Source organism: Paenibacillus sp. FSL F4-0087, from assembly GCF_038020215.1.
Taxonomy (GTDB): Bacteria; Bacillota; Bacilli; order Paenibacillales; family Paenibacillaceae; genus Paenibacillus; species Paenibacillus taichungensis.
Genome location: NZ_JBBODJ010000001.1, coordinates 5183632 through 5200915 on the forward strand (window position 1 = coordinate 5183632; position 17284 = coordinate 5200915).

General features: G+C 47.1%; 18 protein-coding genes. All 18 read left to right on the forward strand.

Features of this window, described 5'->3' with window-relative positions:
- Positions 1-13: 13 nt before the first annotated feature.
- The 18 genes from MHB84_RS23865 to MHB84_RS23950 all read left to right on the forward strand — a co-directional run bounded on the left by MHB84_RS23865 (position 14) and on the right by MHB84_RS23950 (position 17087).
- Positions 14-742, forward strand: coding sequence for a demethylmenaquinone methyltransferase (locus MHB84_RS23865; protein ID WP_076288936.1), 729 nt, complete (start codon positions 14-16; stop codon positions 740-742).
- Positions 735-1601 carry a UbiA-like polyprenyltransferase gene (locus MHB84_RS23870; protein WP_076288937.1) on the forward strand — a complete coding sequence of 289 codons (867 nt, stop codon included), beginning with the start codon at positions 735-737 and terminating at the stop codon, positions 1599-1601. Before MHB84_RS23865 ends, MHB84_RS23870 begins: the two co-directional genes overlap by 8 nt.
- A 2-nt stretch (positions 1602-1603) precedes the next feature.
- Positions 1604-2221, forward strand: a complete 618-nt coding sequence (locus tag MHB84_RS23875; RefSeq protein ID WP_063566767.1) for a UbiX family flavin prenyltransferase — start codon at positions 1604-1606, stop codon at positions 2219-2221.
- A 339-nt stretch (positions 2222-2560) separates the two neighbouring features.
- Positions 2561-3535, forward strand: a complete 975-nt coding sequence (locus MHB84_RS23880; protein WP_053780687.1) for a polyprenyl synthetase family protein — start codon at positions 2561-2563, stop codon at positions 3533-3535.
- Positions 3536-3726: 191 nt separating this feature from the next.
- Entirely contained in the window at positions 3727-4170 is a 444-nt protein-coding gene (gene ndk, locus MHB84_RS23885; RefSeq protein WP_063566769.1) for a nucleoside-diphosphate kinase, read from the forward strand.
- 24 nt (positions 4171-4194) lie between these two features.
- The gene (locus tag MHB84_RS23890) at positions 4195-4989 is read left to right on the forward strand and encodes a CheR family methyltransferase (RefSeq protein WP_076288938.1); all 795 of its coding nucleotides are present in this window, start codon (positions 4195-4197) and stop codon (positions 4987-4989) included.
- A 246-nt stretch (positions 4990-5235) separates the two neighbouring features.
- Positions 5236-6405, forward strand: coding sequence for a chorismate synthase (gene aroC, locus MHB84_RS23895; RefSeq protein ID WP_063566771.1), 1170 nt, complete (start codon positions 5236-5238; stop codon positions 6403-6405).
- 1 nt (position 6406) lies between these two features.
- Positions 6407-7501: a 3-dehydroquinate synthase gene (aroB, locus tag MHB84_RS23900; RefSeq protein WP_076288939.1), complete on the forward strand. Its 1095-nt coding sequence runs from the start codon at positions 6407-6409 to the stop codon at positions 7499-7501.
- A gap of 5 nt (positions 7502-7506) precedes the next feature.
- Positions 7507-7884: a chorismate mutase gene (gene aroH / locus MHB84_RS23905; RefSeq protein WP_063566773.1), complete on the forward strand. Its 378-nt coding sequence runs from the start codon at positions 7507-7509 to the stop codon at positions 7882-7884.
- Positions 7885-7933: 49 nt separating this feature from the next.
- Positions 7934-8095 (forward strand): hypothetical protein, encoded by a 162-nt coding sequence (locus MHB84_RS23910; protein WP_167434661.1) that lies wholly within the window; start codon positions 7934-7936, stop codon positions 8093-8095.
- Positions 8096-8583: 488 nt separating this feature from the next.
- The gene (trpE, locus tag MHB84_RS23915; RefSeq protein ID WP_063566774.1) at positions 8584-10155 is read left to right on the forward strand and encodes an anthranilate synthase component I; all 1572 of its coding nucleotides are present in this window, start codon (positions 8584-8586) and stop codon (positions 10153-10155) included.
- A gap of 86 nt (positions 10156-10241) precedes the next feature.
- Complete coding sequence (trpD, locus tag MHB84_RS23920; protein ID WP_445322138.1) at positions 10242-11264, forward strand: anthranilate phosphoribosyltransferase; 1023 nt, start codon at positions 10242-10244, stop codon at positions 11262-11264.
- Complete coding sequence (gene trpC, locus MHB84_RS23925; RefSeq protein WP_076288940.1) at positions 11254-12045, forward strand: indole-3-glycerol phosphate synthase TrpC; 792 nt, start codon at positions 11254-11256, stop codon at positions 12043-12045. The genes trpD and trpC overlap by 11 nt, the downstream gene beginning before the upstream one ends.
- Positions 12042-12779, forward strand: coding sequence for a phosphoribosylanthranilate isomerase (locus tag MHB84_RS23930; RefSeq protein ID WP_076288941.1), 738 nt, complete (start codon positions 12042-12044; stop codon positions 12777-12779). Before trpC ends, MHB84_RS23930 begins: the two co-directional genes overlap by 4 nt.
- Positions 12776-13975, forward strand: coding sequence for a tryptophan synthase subunit beta (gene trpB, locus MHB84_RS23935; protein WP_076288942.1), 1200 nt, complete (start codon positions 12776-12778; stop codon positions 13973-13975). The genes MHB84_RS23930 and trpB overlap by 4 nt, the downstream gene beginning before the upstream one ends.
- Complete coding sequence (gene trpA / locus MHB84_RS23940) at positions 13972-14778, forward strand: tryptophan synthase subunit alpha (protein ID WP_076288943.1); 807 nt, start codon at positions 13972-13974, stop codon at positions 14776-14778. The genes trpB and trpA overlap by 4 nt, the downstream gene beginning before the upstream one ends.
- An 86-nt stretch (positions 14779-14864) precedes the next feature.
- On the forward strand, positions 14865-15965 hold the full coding sequence (gene hisC, locus MHB84_RS23945; protein WP_076288944.1) for a histidinol-phosphate transaminase: 1101 nt from the start codon (positions 14865-14867) through the stop codon (positions 15963-15965).
- 27 nt (positions 15966-15992) lie between these two features.
- On the forward strand, positions 15993-17087 hold the full coding sequence (locus MHB84_RS23950) for a prephenate dehydrogenase (RefSeq protein WP_076288945.1): 1095 nt from the start codon (positions 15993-15995) through the stop codon (positions 17085-17087).
- Positions 17088-17284 lie beyond the last annotated feature (197 nt).

Genomic DNA, 17284 nt, shown 5'->3' on the forward strand with positions numbered 1-17284 from the left:
GGGAGACAGACGAATGGGGAGCGGAGAGACCAAACCTAAAGAAGAATTTGTCCATTCTGTTTTTCAGAGTATAGCTGGTAAATATGACGTCATGAATGATATTCTGAGTTTCCGCAGGCACAAAGCTTGGCGTAAATTTACCATGAAGAAAATGAATATGTCCAAAGGCGATACCGGTCTCGATTTGTGCTGCGGCACGTGTGACTGGACACTTGCCATGGCCCAAGCAAGTGAAACGGGTCACATGCATGGACTTGATTTTAGCAGCAATATGCTGGAAGTTGGGCAGACCAAAGTTGATGCTGTAAACCGTCAGAAACAGATCACGCTGGTTCAAGGCAATGCGATGTCACTTCCCTTTGAAGACAATTCGTTTGATTATGTCACCATTGGATTTGGACTTCGCAATGTACCGGATCTCAGACAGGTTCTGTCAGAGATGAAGCGTGTAGTGAAACCGGGAGGCATGGTAGTTTGTCTGGAGTTGTCTAAGCCGACATGGCAACCATTTAAAGCTATTTATTATTTTTATTTCGAACAACTATTACCGAACATTGCCAAATTGTTTGCCAAACGTTATGAGCAGTATAAATGGCTGCCGGACTCACTGGCACTTTTTCCAGGGAGGAAGGAACTGGCCGACATTTTTGCAGAAACCGGATTAAAGCAAGTGCAGGCCTATCCTCTGACCGGAGGTATTGCGGCATTGCATATTGGAACCAAGGAGAATCAGCATGTTTAGGAAAATTCGCATCTTTTTAGAAATGATTAAGATTGAACATACGCTTTTCGCGTTACCTTTTGCATTTATGGGGGCCATTCTCGGTTCTATGGTAGTGAATGATACATTCCCGACCTGGATGCAGATAATGTGGGTATTACTGGCTATGATTGGTGCAAGAAGTGCTGCTTTTGGCTTAAACCGCATGATTGACCAAGCCATAGACAAGAAAAATCCACGTACCGCAATGAGAGCAATTCCTGCCGGTTTGTTGAAAAACGGTGAGGTCGTTATTTTTATCATAGTATCATTTGTGCTCTTGTTCTGGGCTTCATCCAACCTTAACGTGTTATCCATGCAGCTGTTGCCGATAGCTGTATTTATGCTGGTATTGTATTCATATACCAAACGTTTCACCTGGTTGTGCCACATAGTGCTCGGTATGACCATTGGTCTGGCTCCACTGGGGGGCTGGGTAGCGGTAACGGGTACGATGGATTGGACAGCGATTGTACTGTACGTTACGATTGTGTTCTGGACTGCAGGGTTCGATATCATCTATGCATGTCAGGATCTGGATTTTGATCAGGGCGAGGGTCTTCATTCCATACCTTCCCGTTTTGGTCTTAACAAATCATTGCAGATCGCAAAGTTCTTCCACGTGATTACCGCAATCGGTTTTCTTGCTTTGTTATTGTTGACTGATCTGAGCTGGTGGTATGGTGCCGGAATGCTAATTACTTATGGTATCCTCTTCTATGAACACTATATTGTATCGCCAAATGACATGAGCCGCGTGCAGACCGCATTCTTTACAATGAACAGTGTGCTAAGTCTGGTTGTATTTACATTTACTTTAATTGATCTGGCGGTGAAATAAAGATGCAGCAGCCGGACAATAAACGACTAGTTGTCGGAATTACCGGGGCCAGTGGAAGTATATATGGCATCAGATTAATTGAAACGCTGCTTGATCTTGAATACACCGTGCATCTGGTGATCTCCAATGCCGGGTGGCGTGTATTAAAAGAAGAAATGGACTGGGATGTTACGAATCGGGACCGTGTGCTGGAAGAAAAATTCGGCGGCCGTGCGGGTTCCCTGATCTATCATCCCGTTAGTGATATTGGTGCCTCCATCGCAAGTGGTTCTTTCTTGGCAGAAGGCATGATTATAATGCCGTGCTCCATGGGTACTCTTTCATCCATTGCACAAGGTTCGTCGGACAATCTAATGTCCCGGGCTGCAGATGTCATGATGAAAGAGGGAAGAACGCTGATTTTGGTGCCACGTGAGACGCCACTGCATGCAATCCATCTGGAAAACATGCTGAAGCTCTCACGGCTTGGTGTCCGAATGATACCAGCCATGCCTGCTTTTTATTACAAACCCCAAACGATGGACGAGTTGATTCTATTTCTGGTGGGTAAAGTGCTTGATAGTCTGCGCATCCCGCATCAACTGTTTACCAGATGGGGAGAACCGGATGAACGGGGATAACTTCTTAGCTTCCTGCAATTTAGAATCTGCTGACCGAATTGCAGGGGCAATTTGTTGTCCCCCAATCCCGGGGTATTGGTGAGCGCTGATGGTGACCTTTGGATGGAACCACAGCCTTGACCCATGCTCCGGCAACTTCTGTACTTATGTTTCAGAACAAGTCGCAGAGTTTAATTCCCGGATGTCGGCCTTGACATTCGAAGAAGAGTAGTACGTCTCAGAAGAACACAAGCAGGAAAGGCAAGCCCTGGTTTTTCGTTATGCCTGCAGGCCCGACTTGCTGGAGGGGAAGGTAAGCATGGATTTATGGACTGACAATACGCTGACACGGGTGAACGAATGAAACTATTGGATATTTTCGGGTTGTTAAAAAAAGACATGGACTACATTGAAAAAGAGTTGTATCGCAGTGTTCAGGGAGAACAGAAGCTGCTAAGTGAAACGTCACTTCACCTGCTCAAGGCAGGGGGTAAGCGTTTGCGTCCGGTATTTGTGTTACTCGGTGGGAAATTTGGTACATACGATATTGAACGTCTGAAGCTGGTAGCGGTTCCGTTGGAACTAATTCATTCGGCTTCACTGGTTCACGATGATGTTATTGATAATGCCGCGACACGAAGAGGTAAACCAACGGTGAAGTCCAAATGGGATAATCGGATTGCCATGTACACCGGAGATTACATTTACGGCAAGGCGCTTGAGATGACTGCGGGCCTATCCGATCCGGCGATACACCGTATTCTGGCCAAAGCGATGGTGCAGATGTCCATTGGTGAAATGGAGCAAATTCGGGACTTTTTCAATACGGGACAAAGTGTACGTAACTATCTCTTACGAATTCGTCGCAAAACGGCGCTTCTTATTGCTGTCAGCTGCCAGCTGGGGGCGCTTGCTACTCGTGCGCCGGAACATGTATCTTCGTTGCTGTACACCTATGGTTACAACGTGGGTATGGCGTTCCAGATACAAGATGATGTACTTGATCTGGTTGGTACCGAGAAGCAATTGGGCAAGCCTCCAGGGAGTGATATGAAGCAGGGAAATATCACGCTGCCTGTACTTTATGCATTGCAGGAACCTAATTTGCGTGAACCATTGCTGGAGGAGATAACCCGCGTTCAGCACGAGGAGGGACGGGCGAGTGCATCCGATGCAATTGGCATGATTCGCCAAAGTCAAGGAATTGCTAAAGCAGAAGCCCTGGCTGACCGATATATGAAGAAAGCGCTCGATGCTCTGGATCAACTACCTAACATCAAGACCACCAAAAACTTGCGTGATATCGCTCATTTTGTGGTCAAACGTACGCATTAATATGTTTGAACATTAGACTGCTATGGACGGGCATCTTTTCATGAATGCAGTTCCTCGTGTAGCTGTCTCTTACTCAAAAATAACATTCATGTGATTTTCCTCATTGGGAGGATTTGGACATGTATGTTACAATCAAAGGGATTGCGTTTACATAATGAAATAACTTTGAACCGTGAGTGAGGAGTGAGCCTATGGATCGTACATTTTTGATGGTGAAGCCGGATGGTGTGCAGCGTGGATTGATAGGGCGTATCGTTAGCCGTCTGGAAGACAAAGGGTTTAAGTTGGTGGCAGGCAAGCTGGTACAGATGTCTGAAGATCAGGCCAAACGCCATTATGCTGAACATGAGGGGAAACCGTTCTTCGATGATCTGGTTCGTTTTATCACATCTGGACCTGTATTTGCTATGGTCTGGGAAGGTGACGACATCGTGGCACTTGCGCGCATCGTAATCGGGAAAACCAATGTGAAGGAAGCGGCTCCGGGTACAATTCGCGGAGATTTCGCCAGCCACACACCGCATAATCTGATTCATGGGGCGGATTCACCGGAAAGCGCCACTCGTGAAGCAGCAAACTTCTTTACTCCGGATGAGCTGGTAACGTACGACAAGAGCATCGCAGCCTGGTTGTAATTTTTTAGCCAGAAGGGTGATACGATGCTGGAGCAGGAACAACTACTAGACCCGGATTACGCCGGATTTATTCGGAAAATCAAAGAGAGCACAGGCATTGATCTTGCTCAATACAAGGAAGGCCAGATGAAAAGACGGCTGACCACACTTCGTAACAAAAACGGATTTCATACGTTTTCTATCTTTTTTGATGCCATGCAAAAGGACAAGTCCTTGTTTTATGAGTTTCTGGATCGCATGACCATTAACGTCTCGGAATTTTGGCGTAACCCTAATCGCTGGGAAGTACTGCGGGATGAAATCCTGCCTGAGTTACTAGGTCCGAAGCGTGGCGTTAAAGTGTGGAGTGCCGCTTGTTCTACAGGCGAAGAACCGTACACGCTAGCGATGATTCTGGACACGATGGGCATTCTTAAGGGAAGCTCCATTACGGCAAGTGACTTGGATGAAGGTGCTCTCGCTAAAGCCAAGGAAGGGCGTTATATGGAACGCTCGCTTAAAGATGTTCCGAAGGAAACAGCCAATCGATACTTCAAGCAGGATGGCTTGGTGTACCGTATTGATGAACAACTGAAAAGTTCAGTTAAGTTCATGAAGCAAAATCTGTTACTGGATCGTTTTGACGAAGGATATGATCTGATTGTGTGCCGTAATGTCATGATCTATTTTACCGAAGAAGCCAAAAACCTGTTGTATCACAAGTTTGCAACAAGTTTGCGTCCAGGTGGTATTTTGTTCGTGGGCAGTACGGAACAGATTTTTTCCCCGGGACAGTATGGTCTGGAGACAGCGGAAACATTCTTTTATCGCAAAAAATAATTTTAATTATTTCATAACCGTCTGGCGTGCACATGTATATGTGTCCAGGCGGTTATTTGCATAATGAATGAATGGATACTTCTCACAGTCGTCGACATCTCAATCAATCACCATTCGAGTCCAATCCAGTTTAGGACAAGAAACGACCAGTTTTCTTGTCAAAGCCGGTCAGCTATACTATAATAAGCAAAGAAATTATGGGATTTTAGCAATGTGAAGTTTAACAGTTTAAAGGGGGAACGTATTATGAGTTTACGCTATTTAACCGCAGGGGAGACGCACGGACCCCAATTAACCGCAATTATTGAAGGATTGCCAAGCAATCTGAATATTGACTTTGAAGAACTGAATTTTCAGCTTCACCGCCGCCAGAAAGGATATGGCCGTGGACGTCGCATGCAAATTGAGAAGGATCAGGCCAATTTCGTTGGTGGTATCCGTCACGGATATACAACAGGTGCTCCTGTAGCATTGGTTGTTCAAAATAATGACTGGAAACACTGGCAGAATATTATGAATATTGAGCCGATTGAAGGCAGTGACGAAGAGAAACGTCGCGTTCATCGTCCACGTCCGGGACATGCTGATTTGAATGGTGGGCTCAAATATAACCTGAAAGATTTGCGTAATGTACTGGAGCGTTCCAGTGCCCGTGAAACAACGGTGCGTGTAGCATGTGGTGCTATTGCACGTCAATTCCTTGCTGAATTCGGAATCAAAGTAGCTGGACGTGTGTTGCGTATCGGAGAAATTGAAGCTCCTTATCAAGATCTGCCGATCGATGAACTGATCGAAGTGACAGAAGCTTCTTCCGTACGTGTAACCGATGCTGAAACCGAGAAAAAGATGGAAGCCTACATTGATCAGATCAAGCAGGAAGGCGACTCCATCGGTGGAATCGTGGAATGTATCGTTGAAGGTGTACCTGTAGGGCTTGGTAGTCACGTGCAGTATGACCGTAAACTGGATGCACGGATTGCTCAGGGTGTAATGTCCATTAACGCATTCAAGGGTGTGGAAATTGGTATTGGGTTCGAAGCTGGAACGATTCGTGGTTCTCAGGTGCATGATGAAATCGTGCATAGTGAAGAGCGTGGTTATCACCGAGCTACCAACCGTTTGGGCGGATTCGAGGGCGGAATGACTAACGGTATGCCAGTTGTGGTACGTGGGGTTATGAAACCTATTCCTACGTTGTACAAACCGCTTCAAAGTGTGGATATCGATACAAAAGAAGCATTTACAGCCCAGGTTGAGCGTTCTGATGCATGTGCTGTTCCGGCAGCTAGCGTCGTAATGGAGCATGTGGTAGCCTGGGAAATTGCAAAAGCTTTCCTTGAGAAATTTGGCGGAGACTCCATGGAGGAAATTCGCGCTAACTTTGCTAACTACAATAATCAACTGGAGAATTACTAAGATGCGCCAGCTGACGGTGCAGTTGGAGGAACGCTCTTATCCAATCCTAATTGGCAGCGGCCTGTTGGCTCAAGCACCTCAATATTTTGAGCAATATGGCTTAACCAAAAAAAGCCCCTTACTCATTATTACTGATGAACATGTGGCACCCAAATACTTGTCCAATCTGGAAAAAACGCTGAGTACGGCTGGTTTTACAGTCGTCTCCGCAATTGTTCCATCGGGTGAAACATCGAAATCCCTTTCGGTATATCAGGATATGATGACTGTCGCCATCGAAGGCAAACTAGATCGCAGTTCGGCGATTGTTGCTCTAGGCGGGGGTGTAGTAGGGGATCTGGCTGGTTTTGTTGCTGCTACATATATGCGTGGAATCAAGTTTGTACAGGTGCCTACGACGATCCTTGCGCATGACAGCAGTGTTGGCGGCAAGGTAGCTGTCAATCATCCGCTGGCTAAAAATATGATCGGTGCATTTCATCAGCCAGAGCTGGTACTCTATGATGTGGATACTCTTCAAACCTTACCGCCACGCGATGTCTCGGCTGGTTTGTCAGAGATGCTGAAGCACGGACTGATTCGGGATGAAGCTTTTGCATACTGGTGTGAGGAACATGCAGATGAGCTGCTTGCTCTTGATCCAGAGGCTCTGGGATATGGCTTGGAACGAGGCTGTGGTATTAAAGCAGAGATTGTGTCACGTGACGAACGTGAAAATGGAGAACGTGCATTGTTAAACCTGGGTCATACGATTGGTCATGCTATTGAAGCGATTGCCGGTTACGGCGAATTTCTGCATGGTGAAGCCATCTCGATTGGTATGGCGGGCTCCGCATTGCTCGGCGAGAAGTTGGGAGCTCCAGCAGGACTCTATGACGATACAGTTCGCATGTTGCGTTCATTGCGCCTTCCGGTGACGATGCCAAAACATTTGGATACAGATGCATTAATGGATGCAATGATGCACGACAAAAAGTTCCGTGAGGGCCATATGGTCTTCATTATTCCTGACCGGATCGGCGCTGCCAGAATTGTAAAGGATGTATCGGTTACGGCAGTACGCGAAGTCATTGAACTGCTCAAGAAGGGAGATTAAAAGCGATGGTTACTCGGGGAATTCGCGGGGCTACTACGGTCACGCATAATAACGAAGAACATATTTTGAAAGAAACGGCTGTACTTTTGCAGGAAATCGTGGATCGTAACGAGATCCAACCCGAAGATATTTGCAGTGTCTGGATTACGATGACTGGAGATCTAGATGCAGCTTTCCCAGCAAAGGCAATTCGCCAGTTGGATGGCTGGGAGCTTGTACCTTTGATGTGTGCATTAGAAGTTCCGGTTGCAGGCGCCTTGCCACAGTGCATCCGTTTTATGGTACATGTTAACACTGCAAAAGGTCAGAATGAAATCAACCATGTGTATCTTAACGGTGCACAGTCTCTGCGTCCCGATTTGGCGGCACCTTCCAATTCGTAAGATTAGAGTGGTTGTCAAATCATTCGGAATGATGTATAGTGAGAACCAGTTGAGTAGAGTAGAGATTGAGCTGAGAGCAGCTGAGATGAGTGGAGTATATAGCAGAGTCCAGCGGGTGGTAACCGGAGCAACAGAAGCCGGTCAACTGATTCGCGGTACGTCGAGCTACGGAATTATTAGAAACAGGATGAAGGAATGCAAACGTGTCTAGCGACATCGTTTTGTTTAGGTATAACACGACCGATATCCTCTTGCATTTCATGAAAGAATGAGTGCTATGGGTGAGAATTAGTGTATGCCGGTACATTTCCTTGTATTTGATGGATTGATATTACATCGATACAACAGCCTGTGTGATAATTCGGTAAGGATGAATGTATAGGGACTTGTTATTTATGAAGCACCAACCTGTTGAAACAGCTTATAACCAAACCTCTACCTGATGGTAGAGGTTTTTTTGTTGTATATATTACTTTTTCTTCTACCCTTATAGATTCAACTAAACTTTTATACACAAAAACGGAGAGGACAGAAATAACCTGAAGAAGCGGAGCGTTCGCCTTTATCACCGGATTTCCCCTTTAGAAGGGGAATCAAAAAATCTGGGGATAACAGCAATCTGAAGGGTGTTCTGTCATCGGAGTGCTCAGTGTAAACCTCTTTAGTTGAACTTATATAAATCTGAAAGGACGTGATCTGATGATAACGCCAAACGTTAATCAAGTACTGAAAATGTCGAATGAATATAATCTGATTCCGGTAGTCAAACGGATTCTGGCAGACATGGAGACCCCGATTCGGATTTTCCGCCGTTATGCTGACAACGACCGGGCATTTTTGCTGGAAAGTGTGGAGGGTGGAATTCAATGGGCGAGATATTCCTTCATCGGTACAGATCCGTTCCTGATGATCTCGGCCAAAAAAGGGCGGATCGTGGTAGAAGAAGCGGGACAGATTCGAGAACTGCCAGGCAAGCCGATTGAAGAGCTCAAAGCGCTATTGCGTAAGTATCGCAGTCCGAAAGATGATGAACTACCGCCATTTACAGGCGGGGCCATTGGTTTCTTTGGATACGATCTGTTGCAATATTATGAGAAGCTTCCGGCCCACGCGCTGGATGATCTGAAAATGGATGATATTCGCTTCATGTTCTGTGACCAGATTATTGTGTTTGACCATGTGAAGCAGCAGATGCTGCTTGTGGGCAATGTACATGTGAAAGACGGTGCAACGGATGATGATATCCGTCAAGCTTATGCTTTAACTTCTGAGAAGCTGGAACAGGCGGCTGAACGCTTGCAGCAGCAAGGACCAGGGGAAAACCTGAATCCGCGTTCCATTCCAGGAGACGTGGAACTGGGGGATATTCGATCCAATCTCACGAAGGAACAGTTTATCGGAAATGTAGAGCAAGCCAAAGAGTACATTCGGGCAGGAGATATTTTTCAAGTGGTATTATCCCAACGTTTCCATATAGATACCGAAGTTTCTCCGCTGCATGTATATCGCGTGCTTCGGACGTTGAATCCATCACCCTACATGTATTATCTGAAGATGGACGATGAAATTATTGTAGGGACTTCACCGGAAGCGTTGGTAAAAGTGGATGGAAACCGCGTAGAGACACGGCCGATTGCTGGGACTCGTCCAAGAGGAGCTACGGAAGCAGAAGATCGTGCATTAGCGGCAGATCTGTTGCAGGATGAGAAGGAACGTGCGGAACATCTGATGCTTGTCGATCTGGGGCGTAATGATCTGGGACGTGTGTCTAACTTCGGAAGTGTGAAATGTGACATGTTCATGGAGATTGAACGATATTCCCACGTCATGCACATGGTGTCCAACGTTACAGGTGAGCTTAGAGAAGACAAGGATTTCTTTGATGCATTTCTTTCATGTTTGCCAGCGGGGACGGTATCCGGTGCGCCGAAGCTGCGTGCGATGGAGATTATCGCGGAACTGGAAAAAGAAGCGCGGGGTGCTTATGCAGGTGCTATCGGTTATCTTGGTTTCTCAGGAAACATGGACTCCTGTATTACAATTCGAACGATTATTTTCAAAAAAGGAAAAGCTTATGTGCAGGCTGGAGCCGGAATCGTATGGGATTCGGTGCCTGAGAATGAATATGAAGAAACAGTAAATAAAGCCAAAGCGCTGCTGAAAGCGATTCGCACAGCAGAAGCGATGTTTCCTGCCAAAGAGAAGGATCACACCTTGAAACTTGCCAACGCCGATTATTTTGTTACCCCAGCCACGGCTGCACAAAACTGAGAGAGGAGAGACCGGAAATGAATATGAACCCAGTCATGAATGAAGAATCAGAGCGATTTGTAACTAAAGATAGTCATGCGGAAGGGATGAAGAATGGCCTTGCCAAAATTTTGGAGGGAAGCCATCTGGAGCAGGCAGAAGCGCGCGACTTAATGTACTCCATCATGAGAGGTGAGGCCACTCCGGCTCAAATCGGAGGTTTGCTTATGGGCTTGCGGATGAAGGGGGAAACGGTGGATGAAATCACGGGGTTTGCCGAAGCCATGCGTGGACAGGGCGGACGGATCCTAACCGACGGCAATGGACTGCTGGACACCTGTGGAACAGGTGGTTCAGGTATTCATAAGTTCAACATTTCAACGGCATCGGCCATCATTGCTTCAGCAGTTTCTGTCCGGGTGGCGAAGCATGGTAATCGCTCTGCCTCAGGTAAAGCGGGCAGTGCGGATGTACTTGAAGCATTGGGCGTGAATATTCATCTGGACGGAGAGCAGGCGAGACAATGTCTCGATGAGATCGGAATCTGTTTTTGTTTTGCTCAGGTGTACCACCCTTCTATGAAACATGCTGCTGCGCCAAGAAAAGAGCTGGGTGTGCGTACGATCTTTAACATGCTCGGACCTCTAACCAATCCTGCGGGAGCGGATCGACAATTGCTTGGTTTATACGACCGCAGCCGGACACCGATGATCGCTGAAGTGCTGAATCGTCTAGGGCTGAAAAGAGCTTTGGTCGTAGCGAGTCATGATGGACTGGATGAAATCAGCATCTCTGCACCTACACAAGTATCCGAACTGCGTACTGGTGAAGTGCATACGTATGACATTGATCCACGTGATATGGGATTATCGTTACATCCGCTGGAATCGGTTCTTGGAGGAGATGCGGCTCAGAACGCCGAAATTATTAAAAGGATCTTCCAGGGAGAACGGAGCGCATACCGTGATGTCGTTCTGTTGAATGCCGGGGCGTGCATCTATGTATCCGGTCTAGCGAATACCATTGCAGAAGGTGTGTTGATGGCGAAAGAAGCTGTAGACTCTGGCAAGGCTGCTGGGAAGCTGGAACAGTTAATTCATACAACGGAGGCGTACAGTCATGTATCTTGATCGAATCGTAGCAACCAAACATAAAGAAGTTGAAGTTCTCGCACAAACATTTCAGATGGACGATGCGCTGAAAAAGATAGAGGCATTACCCAATACTCGTGGATTCGAACGTGCTTTATCAGAGAGACGTAACCGTAAGCTGGGTCTCATTGCCGAAGTGAAGAAAGCTTCTCCATCCAAAGGACTGATTCGTCCTGATTTCCATCCAGTAGAAATTGCTTCCGCATACGAACGGGCTGGAGCAGATTGTATATCCGTATTGACCGACGTTTCTTATTTCCAGGGAAATAGCGAATACTTGCAGGCCATTCATGAAGCTGTGAACATACCGTTACTGCGCAAGGATTTTATTATAGATGAACGACAGATTGCCGAGGCAAGGCTGCTTGGCGCGGATGCCGTTTTGCTGATTGCGAGCATTCTGACACCCGAACAAATGCGTCAATATCTGACATTTGCCAAAAGTCTGGGTCTTGATGCATTAATTGAAGTCCATGATCGTGCTGAACTGGAGCAAGTACTTGATATTCCTCAGGCAACACTTGTGGGCATCAACAACCGCAATCTGAAAACGTTCGAAACGAGTCTGAACACCACATTGGATTTGATGAATTTGATTCCGGAGGGTGTAACATTAATCAGTGAAAGTGGAATTGACGGTCCTCAGCCATTGGAATCTCTTATTGAGGCAGGTGTGCATGGTATCCTTGTTGGGGAGCATCTGATGCGCAAAGACAATGTTGAGGCTGCGGTATATGAACTGATGGGACCAAAAGCATGAATGCATTCAATCATGACGGCACAAGCAGCAGAGACGTGGATCTGCGAAACCAGCCGGCAGCGGCTGTAAAAATATGTGGACTTCAGGACGTTGAAGTGCTAAAATCGATGATAAACTTGCCTGTGGATTACGTTGGTGTTGTTTTTGCCCCATCCCGTCGCCGTATTACACCTGAACAGGGTGCGGAGCTAAGAACGGTTCTCTTGGACTGGACGATGTTCGATCGGCCGAAGCTGGCGGGTGTTTTCGTGAATCCCACGCTCGAAGAGCTGGAAAGCATCATGCAGATTTCACGCCTGGATGTTATTCAGCTGCACGGACAGGAATCGCCGGAATTTTGTGAACAGGTGAAACAGCGCTTCGGTATCGAAGTGTTCAAGGCTTTCTCTTTTCCAAAAGATGAAACAGGTTCATTAGCTGACGATACCGCCTTACTGGCACTTGATCCATATAAAAATGTGGTGGACGCCATATTGCTCGATACGTTTGACCCGCTCTATGGAGGGGGTTCCGGTAAAACCTTTGCCTGGGAACGAATTCCATTCTACGCCGAGTGGGCAAGAAAACATGGAATCGCGTTGTTCGTGGCAGGAGGTTTACAGCCGGATAATGTGCAACAACTGATACAGACATATGCACCGGACGGCGTCGATGTATCCAGCGGCGTAGAGTCCGAAGGTGTGAAGGATATTGCGAAAATAACAGCATTTGTAGAAAGGGTGAAGCAGGCATGACACATCAATTGCCGGATCAACACGGGCGTTTCGGTCCCTTCGGAGGCCGCTTTGTACCTGAGACACTAATGAACGCTCTGATCGAACTGGAGGGAGCGTATAGCCACTTCTCCGAAGATGAGGAATTCAACAAGGAACTGAATTATCTGTTAAGCGAGTATTCTGGTCGGGAAACGCCTTTATACCATGCAGAACAATTGTCCCGCCGCTTGGGTGGACCCAAAATTTATCTGAAACGTGAAGACCTGAACCATACAGGAGCGCATAAGATCAATAACGCTATTGGACAGGGATTGCTGGCTAAACGGATGGGGAAAAAGAAAGTCATTGCCGAAACAGGTGCAGGACAGCATGGCGTTGCCACGGCAACAGTTGCTGCATTGCTGGGGCTTGAATGTAAAGTGTTTATGGGTGAAGAAGATACGCAGCGACAACAATTGAACGTATTTCGGATGAAGCTGCTTGGAGCAGAAGTCATTCCGGTGACATCTGGCACGCGTACATTGAAAGATGCGGGTAATGAGGCGCTTCGCTACTGGGTTAGTAATGTGGAAGATACCTTCTACGTGCTTGGATCCGTAGTCGGTCCTCATCCGTACCCAATGATGGTACGTAACTTCCAGCGAGTGATCGGTGATGAGACACGGCGCCAGATTCAGGAGATTGAAGGACGGTTGCCGGATGTGATTGTTGCAGCTGTAGGCGGCGGAAGTAATGCAATCGGTATGTTCTATCCGTTTATTGGCGATCAGGATGTGAAGCTTGTTGGAGTTGAAGCCGCAGGTAAAGGGGTGGACACCGAGTTCCATGCGGCTACGATGAGCAAAGGGACACATGGTGTATTCCAGGGTTCGATGAGTTATCTGCTGCAAGATGAATATGGACAGGTTCAGCCAGCCCATTCCATTTCAGCGGGACTTGATTATCCGGGTGTTGGTCCTGAGCATTCTTATCTCAAAGATATTAAACGTGCCCAATATGTTCCGATTACGGACCAGGAGGCATTGGATGCCTTGCAGTTGCTAAGCCGAACAGAAGGCATTATTCCCGCTTTGGAGTCAGCCCATGCTGTTGCGCAGGTCGTCAAGCTTGCGCCTGAACTCAGCGCTGATGATATCGTTGTGATCTGTCTTTCCGGTCGTGGTGACAAAGACGTTGAATCCATTATGAAATACACAGGAGGGGACTTGGCATGAACCTGATGGACCAGACCTTCCAACAATTGAAAGAACAGAACCGGACAGCACTTATTCCATTTCTTACGGTTGGAGATCCAGATGTGGACACCACGGTGGAGATCATTAAGGAACTGGAACAGGCTGGAGCGGACATTTTGGAACTCGGTGTTCCCTATTCTGATCCGCTCGCAGATGGACCGGTAATCCAGCGTGCTTCCGAGCGTGCATTGAAAAGTCAGATCACAATTCGGACTTGTATGGAGACAGCAGCAAGAGCGCGTGCTGCGGGTGTGAAACTACCTTTTGTATTGTTCACCTACTATAATCCGGTGTTACAGACAGGACTGGATGTATTTTTTGACGAGTTGATCAAACATGAGATCAGTGGCATGATCATCCCGGATCTTCCGATTGAGGAAGCGGAGGATATGCGACGCCGTGCGGATGCTGCAGGTGTGCATTTGGTTCCGCTCGTAGCCCCTACGTCCAACGCGAGAATCGAGCGTATTGTTACGGGAGCACGTGGTTTCATCTATTGTGTCTCTTCTCTGGGTGTCACGGGAGAGAGAGCTTCCTTTTTCGATGGAGTAGAGAGCTTCATTGAAACTGTAAAGAGCCTGACAGATCTTCCGGTCGCTGTTGGCTTCGGCATTTCCAGTCACGAGCAGGTAACTCGTTTCTCCCGCATCTGTGATGGTGTTGTTGTTGGTAGTGCTATCGTTCGTCAGGTGGAAGAAGCTATACCTCTTCTTGGAAATCCGGATACGCGTCAGGCGGGACTGTTGCAAATTCGCAACTTTGTGGCACAATTAAAAGGATAGGGATTCAATGATGTTACATCCCCAGGGCATGCTTAGCACAGGCTGAGGCATGTCCATAACTATTTCAATAACAGGAGGCGGTCGGGTTGAAACCGAAGTCCCAGATTGTCAATCTGCCTGTATATAAACCGGGCAAACCGATTGAAGAAGTGAAACGTGAACTGGGTTTGGAGCAAGTGATCAAGCTGGCCTCCAACGAAAATCCATATGGGAGTTCTCCTGCTGCGCTTGAAGCAATCACCAGAGAGCTAGTCAATGTAAGCATATATCCGGATGGAAGTTCCACGGAACTGACTGAAGTGCTGGCGAAGCATCTGGGAGTGGAACGGGATAATCTAATCTTTGGTTGTGGATCGGATGAGATCATTGCGTTGATCACTCGTGCATTCTTTCTCCCGGGAGACGAGAACATCATGGCTGACCAGACGTTCTCTGTATACAAAAGTAACGCTGACATCGAAGGTGCTATCAGCATTGAAGTACCGCTCAAAGATGGAACTCATGACCTGACTTCCATGCTGGCGCAAATCAATGATAAGACGAAAGCAATCTGGGTGTGTAACCCCAATAATCCAACCGGTACAATTATCTCTGAGCAGGAATTGACGGCATTTATGGATCGTGTACCTTCTCATGTGATGGTTGTGCTGGATGAAGCTTACTATGAATTTGTAACAGATGAGGCGTATCCACAAAGTGTTCCTATGATTGAGCGTTATCCTAACCTGGTTATTTTGCGGACATTCTCCAAAATCTATGGATTGGCTTCATTGCGTATTGGATACGGTATTGCACGCCCAGAAGTAATCGATCTGATCAACCGTGTGCGTGAACCGTTTAATACTTCACGATTCGGTCAGGCTGCGGCGAAAGCTGCACTTGAGGATCAGGCTTTTGTCCAAGAATGTGCGGAGCGTAATGCAGTAGAACGAGCGTATTTACAAAATGAATTCACACGGTTAGAACTGCCGTTTTTCCCTTCGCAGGGTAACTTCATCATGGTTGATCTGGACATGCCATCTGCAACGGCATTCCAGTCGCTTTTGAAACAAGGCATTATCGTTCGTCCTGGATTCCATGTATATCCAACATACATTCGTGTGTCCGTCGGAACATCAGAACAGAACCGTGCGTTTGTCACGGCACTGAAGAACACGCTGGCTGAGAAGGCGGTAGCACGCCCTTAAATCTGGCGATGAAAAGAGTGAGGACCCATGAAACTAAAAATTGCAATGATCGGTGTAGGGCTCATCGGCGGTTCACTGGCGCTTTGCTTCAAAGGCAAGCCTGGTGTAACGGTGATGGGCTATGCCCACCTGCCTGAACTGAAGGACAAGTACATAGCGAGTGGTGTAGTGGATGATGCTACGCTCTCTCTGGAGGAAGCGGTACAGGATGCCGACTTTATTTTTTTGTGCGTACCTGTTGGGCTGCTCGAATCCTATTTTGGACAATTGGCCAAGCTTCCCTTGAAAAAGGGATGTATCATTACGGACGTAGGAAGCACAAAGGCATCCATCGCAGCTTGTGCTGAGCATGTCCGCATGAGTGATGCATACTTTATTGGCGGTCATCCGATGGCCGGATCTGAGCGTGCAGGTGTGGATGCAGCCTCGTCTGTATTATTTGAGAATGCATACTATGTCTTGACCCCTTCAGAACAAGTACCTGAGGAAGCTTATGACAGATTATCTGATCTTCTTGCGTACACACGTGCACAGATTGTTCGTGTAGAGCCGCTGCTGCACGATGACATAGTTGGAGCGATCAGTCATTTGCCACATGTTATTGCAGTTGCGCTGGTGAACCAGGTGCGTGAATATAATGAGTCGAACCCTTTGTATAAAATGCTGGCTGCAGGCGGTTTCCGTGATATTACTCGGATTGCCTCCAGTGATGCCATTGTATGGAGAGATATTCTGCTGAGCAACCGTGAGGTGCTGCTGGGCTTGTTGAAGGACTGGAACGGCCAAATGACGGCTTTCACCGATATGCTGGAGCAACAAAATGGTGAGGGCATTGAGGAGGCGTTTCGTCAGGCACGCGAGTTCCGCAGTGTGCTGCCAGAACGACGGAAAGGCATGATCTCGTCGTTGTTTGATCTATATACGGACGTACAGGATGCACCGGGGATGATCGGCAAGATTGCCACCGAGCTTGGGGCGAATGATATTAACTTAAGCAACATGGAGATTATTGAGAACCGGGTCGATGTGCCGGGCATTATGCGTTTGTCGTTCCGGCAAGAAGAAGAAATGGAACGTGCCAAAACGTTGCTGGATTCCCTGGGGTATCAAGTGTGGGTTTAGGTTATTGGAAGGGGGCGAAAGCCCTCTTTTTTATGTTGATAATCGGCTGTTACAGGACATGTTCTAAAAAAGGACAAAAAAAAGACCGCTTACATAAGCGGCCATTGCTCACGTGGAGCAATACAGTTATTGGATAGGAGTGGAGAGAAACCATACTGTACTTTTATTATATGTATCCGTTTTCATTTTGTCAACAC